Origin of the sequence: Pseudomonas brassicacearum, from assembly GCF_003732225.1 — a bacterium.
GTDB lineage: Bacteria > Pseudomonadota > Gammaproteobacteria > Pseudomonadales > Pseudomonadaceae > Aquipseudomonas > Aquipseudomonas brassicacearum_E.
The window spans coordinates 602045-614343 of the sequence record NZ_MOBJ01000009.1 but is presented as its reverse complement, the minus strand read 5'-3'; the positions used below and the strand labels follow the sequence as shown (position 1 = coordinate 614343).

Annotated in this window: 10 protein-coding genes; all 10 read right to left on the bottom strand. The window is 62.3% G+C overall.

The window, feature by feature from the left end:
* Positions 1–57: 57 nt before the first annotated feature.
* The gene (locus BK659_RS16410; RefSeq protein ID WP_123426043.1) at positions 58–1137 is read right to left on the bottom strand and encodes a tartrate dehydrogenase; all 1080 of its coding nucleotides are present in this window, start codon (positions 1135–1137) and stop codon (positions 58–60) included.
* A gap of 26 nt (positions 1138–1163) precedes the next feature.
* Positions 1164–2621, bottom strand: coding sequence for an NAD-dependent succinate-semialdehyde dehydrogenase (locus BK659_RS16405; protein WP_123426042.1), 1458 nt, complete (start codon positions 2619–2621; stop codon positions 1164–1166).
* A gap of 288 nt (positions 2622–2909) precedes the next feature.
* The gene (gene argE / locus BK659_RS16400; RefSeq protein WP_123426041.1) at positions 2910–4067 is read right to left on the bottom strand and encodes an acetylornithine deacetylase; all 1158 of its coding nucleotides are present in this window, start codon (positions 4065–4067) and stop codon (positions 2910–2912) included.
* Entirely contained in the window at positions 4064–5218 is a 1155-nt protein-coding gene (locus BK659_RS16395) for an NAD(P)/FAD-dependent oxidoreductase (RefSeq protein ID WP_123426040.1), read from the bottom strand. The genes argE and BK659_RS16395 overlap by 4 nt, the downstream gene beginning before the upstream one ends.
* Positions 5215–6606, bottom strand: coding sequence for an FAD/NAD(P)-dependent oxidoreductase (locus tag BK659_RS16390; RefSeq protein ID WP_123426039.1), 1392 nt, complete (start codon positions 6604–6606; stop codon positions 5215–5217). The genes BK659_RS16395 and BK659_RS16390 overlap by 4 nt, the downstream gene beginning before the upstream one ends.
* On the bottom strand, positions 6588–6896 hold the full coding sequence (locus BK659_RS16385) for a (2Fe-2S)-binding protein (protein WP_123426038.1): 309 nt from the start codon (positions 6894–6896) through the stop codon (positions 6588–6590). Before BK659_RS16385 ends, BK659_RS16390 begins: the two co-directional genes overlap by 19 nt.
* Positions 6893–8734, bottom strand: a complete 1842-nt coding sequence (locus BK659_RS16380; RefSeq protein WP_123426037.1) for an ABC transporter ATP-binding protein — start codon at positions 8732–8734, stop codon at positions 6893–6895. The genes BK659_RS16385 and BK659_RS16380 overlap by 4 nt, the downstream gene beginning before the upstream one ends.
* Position 8735: 1 nt before the next feature.
* Positions 8736–9611: an ABC transporter permease gene (locus tag BK659_RS16375; RefSeq protein WP_123426036.1), complete on the bottom strand. Its 876-nt coding sequence runs from the start codon at positions 9609–9611 to the stop codon at positions 8736–8738.
* The gene (locus tag BK659_RS16370; RefSeq protein ID WP_123426035.1) at positions 9608–10564 is read right to left on the bottom strand and encodes an ABC transporter permease; all 957 of its coding nucleotides are present in this window, start codon (positions 10562–10564) and stop codon (positions 9608–9610) included. The genes BK659_RS16375 and BK659_RS16370 overlap by 4 nt, the downstream gene beginning before the upstream one ends.
* A gap of 48 nt (positions 10565–10612) precedes the next feature.
* Positions 10613–12250, bottom strand: a complete 1638-nt coding sequence (locus BK659_RS16365) for an ABC transporter substrate-binding protein (protein ID WP_123426034.1) — start codon at positions 12248–12250, stop codon at positions 10613–10615.
* Between the last annotated feature and the right edge of the window lie 49 nt (positions 12251–12299).

Genomic DNA, 12299 nt, shown 5'->3' with positions numbered 1-12299 from the left:
TGAATGTCAGCCCCTCATCGCGAGCAAGCTCGCTCCCACAGTAGTTCGGTGGTGGGTTCAGAGTCTGTCGGCAATCGCCTTGCCCACCTCCTGAGTCGAGCCCTTCCCGCCCAGGTCCGGCGTGATCGGCCCGTCGGCAATCACCCGCTCGATCGCCTGCAGAATCCCGTCATGCGCCGCGCGATAACGCTCATCACCGTTACCGAGGAAATCGAGCATCAACGCCCCGGACCAGATCATCGCAATCGGGTTGGCGATGTTCTGCCCATAGATATCCGGTGCCGAGCCATGCACCGGCTCGAACAGCGACGGAAAGCGCCGCTCGGGATCGAGGTTGGCCGACGGCGCAATACCGATGGTCCCGGCACACGCGGGCCCGAGGTCGGAGAGGATGTCGCCGAACAGGTTCGACGCCACCACCACATCAAAGCGATCCGGTTGCAGCACGAAACGCGCGCACAGAATGTCGATGTGCTGTTTGTCCCAAGTGATATCCGGGTACTGCGCAGCCATCAATGCGGTGCGCTCATCCCAGTACGGCATGCTGATGGAAATGCCGTTGGACTTGGTCGCCGCCGTCAGGCGTTTGCGCGGCCGGGTCTGGGCCAGCTCGAAGGCGAACTTGAGAATCCGGTCCACGCCACGCCGGGTGAACACCGACTCTTGCAACACGAATTCATGCTCGGTGCCTTCGAACATCTTGCCGCCGACCGAGGAATACTCGCCCTCGGTGTTCTCGCGGATCACCACAAAATCGATGTCCCCCGGTTTGCGCCCGGCCAATGGGCACGGCACGCCGGGAAACAACCGCACCGGGCGGATGTTCACGTACTGGTCGAAGTCTCGACGGAACTTGAGCAACGAACCCCAGAGGGATATGTGATCCGGCACTTTGTCTGGCCAGCCCACGGCGCCGAAGTAAATCGCGTCAAAACCCTTGAGCTGTTCGAACCAGTCGTCGGGCATCATCTGCCCGTGTTCCAGGTAATAATCACAATGGGCCCAGTCGAGCACCTCGATGCTCAAATCCAGCTGCCATTTCTTCGCGGCCTGCTCCAGGACTCGCAGCCCTTCGGGCAGGACTTCCTTGCCGATGCCATCGCCGGCAATCGCGGCGATTCTGAATGTCTTGCTCATCAATCGTGCCTCCCCGTATCTGTGAATTACAGCCCACCGATATGGAAGGCTTTGACTTCAAGGTACTCATCCAGGCCGTACTTGCTGCCTTCACGGCCCAGCCCCGATTGCTTGATGCCGCCGAACGGAGCGACTTCCATGGAAATGATTCCGGTGTTGAGGCCGACCATGCCGAACTCCAGCGCCTCGCCAAAACGCCATGAGCGGCGCAAATCCTGAGTGAAATAGTAGGCGCCCAGGCCATAGGGCGTGGCATTGGCCAACGCGAGTGCTTCGGCCTCATCGGTAAAGCGCATCAGCGGCGCCACCGGGCCGAAGGTTTCTTCGTTGGCCAGCAGCATGCCGGCGTGGGTATCGCCGAGTACCGTTGGCTGGACAAACTGGCTATCGCCCTCGGGAACACCGCCGCAGAGCAAACGCGCGCCCTGGCTCAGGGCATCGTCGATATGTCGGGCAACTTTGCTCACCGCCGCCGGATTGATCAGCGGGCCGATAGTGACGTCGGCATCCAGGCCGTTGCCAACTTTGAGCTTGCCCACCTCCTCCACCAGCCGCTGGGCGAAGCGCTCGTAGATGCCGTCCTGCACCAGAATCCGGTTGGCGCAGACGCAGGTCTGGCCGGCGTTGCGAAACTTGCTGAGCATGATGCCCGCCACCGCCTGCTCCAGGTCGGCGTCGTCGAACACAATGAACGGCGCATTGCCGCCCAGTTCCAGGCTCAAGCGTTTGATGTGTTCGGCGCTCTGGCGCATCAGCAACCGGCCGACTGCCGTCGAGCCGGTGAAGGAAATCTTGCGTACGCTCGGGTTACCGGTCAGCTCTTCGCCGATCCCCACCGGCATCCCGGTCAGCACGTTGAACACCCCGGCCGGAATGCCGACCCGCTCGGCCAACACCGCAAGGGCCAGAGCCGACAACGGCGTCAGGTCCGAGGGTTTGACGATGATCGGACAGCCAGCCGCCAAGGCTGGCGCGCACTTGCGGGTGATCATTGCATTGGGGAAGTTCCACGGGGTGATCGCGGCGCAAACCCCGACCGGTTGCTTGAGGGTCAGCAGTCGGCGGTCGCCGCTGGGGGCCGGCATGGTTTCGCCGTAAACCCGCCGAGCTTCCTCGGCGAACCATTTGACGAAACCGGCGCCGTAGCGAATTTCACCTTTGGCTTCGTTGAGCGGTTTGCCCTGCTCGCAGGTCATGATCAACGCGAGATCGTCGAGGTTGTCGATCATCGCCTGATACCAGCATTCCAGCAGCGCCGCACGCTCGGCCGCCGGACGTGCGCGCCACGCCGGCCAGGCTTTTTCGGCCGCTTCAATGGCGCGGCGGGTTTCCGTGCCTTGCATCGCCGGTACGCGGGCGAGCAACTGGCCGTTGGCCGGGTCGATGACGTCGAGCGTCGCGGCGTTGTCGGCGCCGATCCACTGCCCATCGATGTAGGCGAGTTCTGCCAACAGGCTTGGGTCTTTCAAACGATTCTTGAGCATGGTCGAGGTCCTGATCCGAGACACTTGCCAGTCTAGGGAGGTGCCACGGATGAGGATGCTGAAAGCGCCTTGAGGGCAGTGTCGGATGCTGAAATTTGCGGTGGGACGGCAGGCTCTACCGAGGGGGTTCAGGGCCTGACAGGTAAATGAACAACCCTGTGGGAGCGAGCTTGCTCGCGATAGCGGTGTGTCAGCTAACATCAATATCGACTGGACGGACGCCATCGCGAGCAAGCTCGCTCCCACATTTGATCTCTGTTTGCCCTACAACCTATCAACACCACAGTTCTACAATTTCAAGGAACCGAGCAACCCTTCAAGAAACCGCTCACCGGCCTCCATCTGGCTGATCTCGATAAACTCGTCCGGCTTGTGCGCCTGTTCGATCGAGCCCGGCCCGCAGACCACCACCGGCACATCCAGGCGCTGCTTGAACAACCCGCCTTCGGTGCCGAACGAGACTTTGGCGGTGCCGGTATCCGGCGCGGCGAAGTTCTTCAGAAAGCGCACGGCTTCAACGCTCGGATGCGTTTCCAGCCCCGGATAAACGTTGAGGGTTTCGATCTCGATGTCCGCCACACTGGACAGCTTTTTGGCCTCGCGCACGATCACCTCGGCACGCTCTTGCATCTGCTCCAGGAATTGATCCAGATCGTCTGCCGGCAGGTTGCGCACCTCGAAATCCAGGGTGCACAGGTTCGGCACGATGTTCAGCGCCTTGCCGCCAACAATCTGCCCGACATGCACGGTGCTGTAAGGCACGTCGTAGTCCGCATCCCGAGCGCCCTGCTCTTGCAATTGCTGCTGGCTTTGACGCAGTGCCGCAATGAAATCGCAGGCCACGTGAATCGCATTGACCGAGCGCGGTGCCAGTGACGAGTGAGCCTCCAGCCCCCGACAGTACGTGCGGTAAGAGCCCTTGCCCTTGTGCCCGAGCACAAACTGCATGTTGGTCGGTTCGCCAATCAGGCACAGGAATGGCCGTACCGGCGCCAGGTGCAACACGTCCAGCAAACGCCGTACGCCGACGCAGCCGGTCTCTTCATCATGGGACAGCGCCAGTTGCAGCGGTCGACTCAACGAATGGTCAGCGGCGTCGAGCATGGCGTCGATCGCCAGGGCGATAAAACCTTTCATATCGCAGCTGCCGCGACCGTAAATCCGCCCCTCCTGCACCGTCGCCTGAAACGCCGGAAAGGTCCAGGCCTGGCCCGCTGCCGGAACCACGTCGGTGTGCCCGGACAGCAGAATCCCTGGCAATTCTTTAGGGCCAGTGCTGGCGAACAGGTTGGCCTTTTTGCCGGTGTCATCCTTGACGATCAGCGACTCGATGCCCTTGCTCTGCAGCAAGTCACGTACGTACTCGATCAAGGCCATATTCGACTCCGAAGACACGGTATCGAAGGCCATCAAGCGTTTGAGAATTTCCAGTACACGGGGTTTCATGAGGCCTTGCTCCGTTGCTCGGATAAAGTGGCGAACCGGCGGATGGAGAACGGCTCAATCGAAGTGCTGGTGCTGCCGGTGCTGATCAGTTCGGCCATGACGTCGCCGACGCCTGGGCCGAGCTGGAAACCGTGACCGCAGAAGCCAAACGCGTAGAACAGCCCGTCGACCGTGCCGCTGGAGCCCATCACCGGCAGGGAGTCCGGCAAGTAACCTTCGATGCCGCTCCAGACGCGGATGATGTTCAGATTGCCGACACCCGGCAGCAGGCGACGCATCTGCTGAATCTGGTTGAGGATGCTGCGCGGCTCGACCTGAGCCCGACGGGTCAGCATGTCCGGCTTACTGCGGTAGCCGCCACCGATGACGATGTTGCCACGCGGGATCTGCCGGAAGTAAATCACCTCCTCGGGAATTTTGGTGTACACGCCGATCACCGTCGGCAAGGCGTACGGCACTGGCTCGGTCACGGCCATTTGTGGGCCGTGAGTATCCAGCGGCACTGGCTCGCCGAACTGCGCCGAAAGCTTCTGGCCCCAGGCACCGGCGGTAATCAGCAAACGTTCGGCGCTGAACTGGCGACCATCGGTGGTGGTGATGTTGAACTCGCCGCCAACCTTCTGCACTTGCGCGACTTCGGTCTGCTCTTCGATCCGCGCCCCCAGGCGCCGCGCTGCCCGGGCAAACGCCGGGGCCGCCAGACGCGGGTTGGCGTGGCCATCGTGGGGCGCGTAGGAGCCGCCCTTCACGTCCGGCCCGAGGAACGGAAAACGCTGGTGCAGTTCGGCGCCGCGATAAATTTTCAGGTCCAGTTGCGCAGCCTCGGGGGCGGCAGCGTAGGCCTCAAGTTCAGCGATTTCATCTTCGCGGTAGCACACCCGCATGTGTCCGCTGGCGATGAATTCGAGGTCGTCGTCGATCAGTTCCGGCAAGCGTTTCCACAACGCCCAGGAACGGTTGGCCAACTCCAGCTGGCCAAGGAACCGACCCTGACGCCGGACGTTGCCGAAGTTCACGCCGCTGGCGTACTGACCGATCTGGTCGCGCTCCAGCAGGATCACCGACTGCCCGCGCTGGCGCAGGAAAAACGCCGCCGCCGAGCCCATCAGGCCGCCGCCGACAATCACCACATCGGCTTTCTGTACCGTCATGGCGACACCTCCTCGGTGAGCATCGAAAGCGGTTTGACCGGTGCCTGGCCGCGCTGGCGGCCGACCTGTTGCACACTGACGCCCGCCGCAGCGGCAATCACCTCGGCACCCGCCTGGGAGCAATAACGGCCCTGGCACCGGCCCATGCCGACCCGGCTGAACGCCTTGGCCCGATTGACTTCGCAGGCGCCCTTTTCGCTGACGGTGCGACGCAATTCGCCGGCGCTGATCATCTCGCAGCGGCAGACAATGGCGGCGTCCGGCAAGGCTTTGGCTTGCGCCGACGGCCAGGGAAACGCCTGGGCCAGGCCGAGACGAAACTGGTCCATCAGCGCCAAGGCGTGGCGTTGTTTGTCGCGCAACCCGGCATCCACCGGCTGGTGCAAATCCTCCAGCAACGCCATGGCGACCAAGCGCCCGGCGTGTTCGGCGGCATCCGCCCCGCGAATTTTCGAGCCATCACCGGCGGCATACACACCGCTCACCGAAGTCCGACCTTCTTCATCGGTGGCCAGCAACCATTGGCTGGACGCCTCATCGAAACGCAAACGGCAACCGGCCAGATCCGCCAGTTGGGTTTCCGGGCGCAGGTGATAACCCAAGGCCACGGCATTGCACTCCACGGTCAAGGTCACCCCTGCCGCCGTACGCACCCGCACACCGCTGACACCGCTGACCGCATCGCCCAGTACTTGCAGCGGAGAAATCCCCAGGTGCACCGGGATCTTCGCCCGGTACAGCTGCGCCAACAGTTTCATCCCGGTGAACAGCAATCCGGGGCGCGCCAGCAGTTTCGGCAAGGCGCCGATGCGCTTGACCAGCGGCGAAGTGTCGAGCACCGCCGCCACGTTGGCGCCGGCCTTGAGGTATTGACTGGCGACCAGATACAGCAACGGCCCGCTGCCCATGAACACCACGCTATGACCGATGGACACCGCCTGAGACTTAAGCGCGATCTGCGCGCCACCGAGGCTGTAAGTGCCCGCCAGTTGCCAGCCTTCAATCGGCATCAAGCGGTCGGTGGCGCCGGTGCAGAGGATCAGTGCGTCGTAATCCACCGTCGAGTGTTTGCCCTGACTGACGCAGCACAGTTGCCCCGGCGTGAGGTTCCATACCAGCGTGTCCGGGCGGTAGTCGATCAACCCGCGCAAGCGGTCGAAGCTTTGGTGCAGGTCCTGGGCCTTGGCGGCCTCGGTGCCGTACAGCGTGGCGTAATCGCGGGTAAAGCCTTGCGGTTGGCGACGGTAGATCTGCCCGCCATCCCGGCGATTTTCATCGATCAGGATCGGCTTGCAGCCCGCCGCCAGCAAGGTTTCGGCGCAGCGAACACCAGCCGGTCCGGCGCCGACGATCACCACTCGATGAGCGCTCAGCCGTGCAGTGGCCATATCGCCTCCGGTTGTGTAGTGACGATATCCAGCCCTTCACGGACTTCGTTGGAACAAGCGCGCAAACGTTCGCCGCTGCGGGTCCAGACCCAGCAATCCTGACAGGCGCCCATCAGGCAAAAACCGGCACGCCGGCCCGAGTCGAACTCCGACTGACGCAGCGCCGAACCCTGGGTCAGCAACGCGACCATCAGCGTGTCGCCCTGCAACGCCTCGATGGGTGCGCCGTCCACCCTCAATTTGACGGTCGGCCGGCCCTGCTCGGCCAGCCTCACAAAACGCCCTTTCATGCATAGGCTCCCTGGATCATGCTGTTCAAATCCTGCTGGGTTTTCAACAACTCGGCACTGTCGTGATGACAGAGGATTTCACTGCCGCCGACAATCGTCCGGCGGTTCGGCGCAGTGTGATTGCACAGACCGTCGACCCGCACCGGGCAACGATTGAGGAACGTGCACAACTCCGGCACGTTGGCCTTCGCACCGATCGGCGGCAGCGTGCCGCAGGTGGTGCCGCAGTTCTCCAGCCAGCCCTGACGCAGCTCCGGCACCGAATGAATCAACAGGTCGGTGTAAGGATGGAACGGCGCCTGGGCAAACGACTGCCGACTGCCCTCCTGAACCTTGTAGCCGCTGTACATCACCACGATGTCGTCACACAGCGCGCGCACGGTGGAGATGTCGTGGCTGATGAACAGATACGACACTCCCAGCTCCTGACGCAGGTCGCGCAGCAGTTCAAGAATCGCCGCGCCGACCACCGTATCCAGCGCCGAGGTCACCTCGTCGCACAGAATCAGGTCCGGCTTGGCCGCCAGCGCCCGCGCCAGGTTGACCCGTTGCTTTTGCCCGCCAGAGAGTTCATTCGGCCGACGCTCAGCCATGCCCCGTGGCAAGCGCACCAGGTCCAGCAATTCGCCGATGCGCTCGCGCAATGCGGCGCCCTTGAGGCCGAAATACATCTTCAGCGGTCGGCTCAAAATGGTGCTGACGCTGTGCATCGGATTGAGCGCGGTGTCGGCGTTCTGGAAGACCATTTGAATCCGGCGGAACTGTTCATCGGTACGCTCGGAGAGGCTGCCGCCCAGTGGCTGACCATCGAAGGTCAGGCTACCCAACGCCGGCGTCAGCAACCCGGCCACCACCCGCGCCAGGGTCGACTTACCCGAACCTGATTCACCGATCACGCCAATGGCCTGGCCTCTGCGCACCGTCAGGTCAATGTCCTCCAGCACGCGAATCGACGGCATGCCTTGGGTGTTTTTGTTGCCATAGCCGGCGGTCAGACCTTTGATGGTCAACAACGGTTGGTCTTCGGCGATACCGCAGGGCGGGCGAATCGTCGTATCCGGCCGTGCCGCCGCCAGCAGGCTGCGGGTGTACTCATGGGCCGGGCCTTTGAGCAAGGGCGCGGTGGCGCTCTGTTCGAAGATCTGGCCGCCATTCAACACGACAATCTGATCGGCCATTTGTGCCACCACGGCCAGGTCGTGGGAGACGTAGACCGCCGTCGCCCCACGTTCACGTACCACCCGTTTGAAAGCGCGCAATACGTCGATTTGAGTGGTCACGTCGAGCGCAGTGGTCGGTTCGTCGAGCACTACCAGCAGCGGATCGCTGATCAGCGCCATCGCCGCCATCACCCGCTGCAATTGCCCGCCAGACACTTGGTGCGGGTAGCGCTGGCCGATGTGTTCAGGGTCCGGCAGAGCCAGGTCGCGGAACAGCTCGATAGCTTTGGCTTCGAGCACGGTCCGGTTGCCCAGACCATGAATCAGCGCGCCCTCCACCACTTGGTCGATGAGCTTTTTCGCCGGGTTGAACGCCGCCGCAGCGCTTTGCGCGATATACGACACACGGTTACCGCGCAGGCCTTGCAGTTCGCGTTCGCTCAACGCCAGCATGTCGTGTTCGCCGACTTGCACCACGCCGCCGGCCAACCGGCAACCGCGCCGGGCGTAACCGAGCAGCGCCAGGGCGATGGTGGTCTTGCCGGAGCCCGACTCACCAATCAGCGCCAGCACTTCGCCTTTTTCCAGGGAGAAGCTCACACCCTTGACGATTTCTACTTCGCCGCGCTCGCCACAGGCGACCACGCGCAGGTCCTGGACTCGAATTAATTCACTCATCTCAATACCCCCCCGAACGTCGACTACGCCGGGACGACAGCCTGTCGATAAACAGATTTACACCAATGGTCAGGGTGCCGATGGCCAGAGCCGGAATCACGATGGCCGGCGCGCCCTGATTGAGACCACCAATGTTTTCGCGCACCAGAGACCCCAGATCGGCATCCGGCGGTTGCACGCCCAGACCGAGGAAACTCATGCCGCTCAGTAACAACACAATGAAACCGAAGCGCAGCCCCAGGTCGGTCAGCACCGGGTTGAGCATGTTTGGCAGGATTTCCACACACGCGATATACAGCCGTCGCTCGCCACGGGTTCGGGCCACTTGTACATACTCCAGCGCTTCGATATTCACCGCCATGCTGCGGGCAATGCGGAACGCGCCGGGGGTGAAACTCAGCACCGCCGTGCAGATCAGCAACGTGACCGAAGAGCCGAAGGCCGAGACCATGATCAGCGCCAGCATCTTGCTTGGGATCGAAATGAAAGCGTCCATCAGGCGACTGATTATTTCATCCAGCCATTTCGGCGAGACCACCGACAGCAGTGCGCAACTGGTGCCCAGACCGCTGGCCAGCACCGCCGCGACCAGCGCCAGGCCGACAGTGAAACGTGCGCCGACGAGGATCCGGCTGAGCATGTCGCGGCCCAGGTAATCGGTGCCGAACGGGTACGCAGCACTCAGGCTGTCGAAGACATTGTCGGAGACCACTTCGCCGACCGGGTGCGGCGCCAGCCACGGGCCGAAGACCGCCACCAGCAACCAGATAAAACACATCGCAGCCCCGACCAGACCCAGCCAGGACGGCCCATGAGACACCTTGCCAACCGACAGGTCGGGGGTCACAGGCGTCGATTTCACAATGAGCTTGTTCATTGGTTTCTCAGCCTTGGATTGGAAAGAATCGCGCACAGGTCGGCAATCAGCACCAACCCCAGGTACGCCGTACAAAACAGCATGGTGCAGGCCTGGACCAGCGCCATGTCACGGTTGGTCACCGCATCGACCATCAGGCTGGCGATGCCGGGGTAGTTGAAGATCGTCTCGACGATCACCACCCCGCCCAGCAGATAGGACAGACTCAAGGCGATGGCATTGGCAATCGGCCCGATGGCATTGGGCAAGGCATGGCGCAGGACGATCCGCACCGGGCTCACGCCTTTGAGCCGGGCCATTTCCACATAAGGGCTATCGAGTTGGTCGATCACCGCGGCCCGGGTCATGCGCGCCATTTGCGCGACGATCACGCAGCAGAGCGTCATCACCGGCAAGGCGTAAGTGCGCAGAAATTGCAGCGGTGAGGTGATGTCGCTGGCATAGGACAACGCCGACAGCCAGCCCAGGTTCACCGCAAAAATCAGTACCGCCAGCGTTGCTACCAAAAACTCCGGTACGGCAACCATCGCCAGGGTGACAAAGCTGAGGAAGCTGTCGATGCGCCCGCCCCGGCCCATGGCCGAACCGATCCCCAGAATCAGCGCCACCGGCACTGACACCAGCGCCGTGGCGGCCGCCAGCATCAAGGTGTTGGGCACCCGACCGGCCATCAAGTCGCTGACCGGCATGGCGTTGGAGACGGACTGCCCCATATCGCCGCTCAGCAGGCTCATCAACCAATGCAGGTAACGCAACACACCGGGCTGATCCAGCCCCAGTTTCAGGCGCAGCGCCGCCACCTGTTCCGGCGTGGCGAACTGCCCCAGAGCCTGTTGCGCCGCGTCCCCCGGCAGTACCGCCGTGATGGCGAAGACCACCATGGACACGATCAACAAGGTCACGATCGCGGCGCCCATACGCCGGCCGATCAACCACAGTGTGTTGCTATTCATCGCCCTGTTCTCCTGCAATGTCGCGGCGGCACAAACATCATCGGCCCATCAAGCATCCAGCCAGACCTGCTCGGCGAACATGTAGCCCATGAAGCCGCCCAACGGGTTGCTGCCATAGCCTTTGACGCGCTGGTCGACCGCATCGATGTTGCTGATGAACACCGGGATGCCGATACCGCAGTGGTCATGCGCCAGGGTCTGCATGTCCGCGTACATCTTGCTGCGCTTGGCGTCGTCGGTTTCACCCCGGGCGAGCATCAGCAACTGGTCGAACTGGTCGTTCTTCCAGCCGGATTCGTTCCACGGCGCGCTCGACTGGAAGAACTGCGAAAACATCACGTCGGCATTCGGCCGCGGGTTGATGTTGCCGAAGCTCAACGGGTGTTTCATCCAGTGGTTGGACCAGTAGCCATCGCTGGGCAGACGGTTGACGTCGAGCTTGAGCCCGGCCTGTTTCGCCGATTGCTGCAGCAGCACCGCGATGTCCACCGAACCGGTGGCGGCAGGTGATGCCACCAGCGGCATGTTGATGCTGTCCATACCGGCCTTCTTCAACAGGAACCTGGCTTTTTCCGGGTCGTAGACGGTCTGCGGCAAGTCAGCGTTGTAGTAGCGCGAACCGGGGGCAATCGGATGGTCGTTACCGACCACTGCATAACCACGGAACACCGCGGATTTGATCTGCTCGCGGTCCATCAGGTACTTCATGGCCTGGGTGAATTCCGCGCTTTTGCCGGGCATCTGATCCTGACGAATGATCAAGTCAGTGTAGTTGCCCGATGGCGCGTCGACGACGCGGTGACCGGCGCTGGCCTTGATTCGCGTGGTGGAGCGCGGGTTGACTTCGTTGATCATGTGCACGTCGCCCGAGAGCAGCGCGTTGATCCGCGACGGCTCGTCGGCAATGGCAATGAACTCGATCTCGTCCAGATAAGGCAGGCCCGGTTTCCAGTAGCCGGTATTGCGCGCGGCAATCGAACGCACACCCGGTTTGAACTCCTTGACCTTGAACGGCCCGGTACCGATGCCCTGGTTGAAGTCGGTGGTGCCTTCGGGAACGATCAGCAGGTGCGATACCGCGAGGATCGACGGCAGTTCGGCGTTCGGTGCGCTCAGGCGGATCTGCACTTCGTTGGGGCCAGTGGCCTTGATCTCGGCGAACTGCTCCATCAGCGGCATGACCTTGGAACCGGTCAACGGATCCTTGTGCCGCGACAGCGAGAACACCACGTCGGCAGCGCTCAGGGTTTTGCCGTTGTGGAAGGTCACATCCTTGCGCAAGGTGATGGTCCACAGCGTGGCATCGGTGTTGTCGATACGCTCGGCCAGCTCCAGTTGCGGCACCAGATGGCTGTCGAAACGGGTCAGGCCGTTGTAGAACATATAATGGCGTGCGTAGTCGGTGGACAGCGCACCTTTGGCCGGGTCCAGGGTATCGGCGGTGGAGCTGGACATGCCGGCGACACGAATCCGCCCGCCCGGCTTGCCTTTGCCGGGGCTCGCGGCTTCGTCGGCAAACAGTTTGCCGGCGGCGCCGAACAGGCTACCGGCACCCGCTGCAGCCACCCCGGCGACACCGAGCAATTGCAACGCGTTGCGGCGTGACATGCCGCGATTGAGGCCTTCGAACACTCTCAGGCTTTCCTGGCCGGAGATCAGTTTGGAGTCGATCTTGTCATCATTCATTTAAGCTGTACCTGTCGATAATGAGAAGGCTCATGCTCGCGGTTGTCCG

Excerpts from the sequence above, each read along its gene's own strand:
- BK659_RS16365 (WP_123426034.1), bottom strand. The coding sequence starts at position 12,250 with ATGAATGATGACAAGATCGACTCCAAACTGATCTCCGGCCAGGAAAGC.
- BK659_RS16405 (WP_123426042.1), bottom strand. The coding sequence starts at position 2,621 with ATGCTCAAGAATCGTTTGAAAGACCCAAGCCTGTTGGCAGAACTCGCC.
- BK659_RS16380 (WP_123426037.1), bottom strand. The coding sequence starts at position 8,734 with ATGAGTGAATTAATTCGAGTCCAGGACCTGCGCGTGGTCGCCTGTGGC.
- BK659_RS16390 (WP_123426039.1), bottom strand. The coding sequence starts at position 6,606 with ATGGCCACTGCACGGCTGAGCGCTCATCGAGTGGTGATCGTCGGCGCC.
- BK659_RS16395 (WP_123426040.1), bottom strand. The coding sequence starts at position 5,218 with ATGACGGTACAGAAAGCCGATGTGGTGATTGTCGGCGGCGGCCTGATG.
- BK659_RS16410 (WP_123426043.1), bottom strand. The coding sequence starts at position 1,137 with ATGAGCAAGACATTCAGAATCGCCGCGATTGCCGGCGATGGCATCGGC.
- BK659_RS16375 (WP_123426036.1), bottom strand. The coding sequence starts at position 9,611 with ATGAACAAGCTCATTGTGAAATCGACGCCTGTGACCCCCGACCTGTCG.
- argE (WP_123426041.1), bottom strand. The coding sequence starts at position 4,067 with ATGAAACCCCGTGTACTGGAAATTCTCAAACGCTTGATGGCCTTCGAT.
- BK659_RS16370 (WP_123426035.1), bottom strand. The coding sequence starts at position 10,564 with ATGAATAGCAACACACTGTGGTTGATCGGCCGGCGTATGGGCGCCGCG.
- BK659_RS16385 (WP_123426038.1), bottom strand. The coding sequence starts at position 6,896 with ATGAAAGGGCGTTTTGTGAGGCTGGCCGAGCAGGGCCGGCCGACCGTC.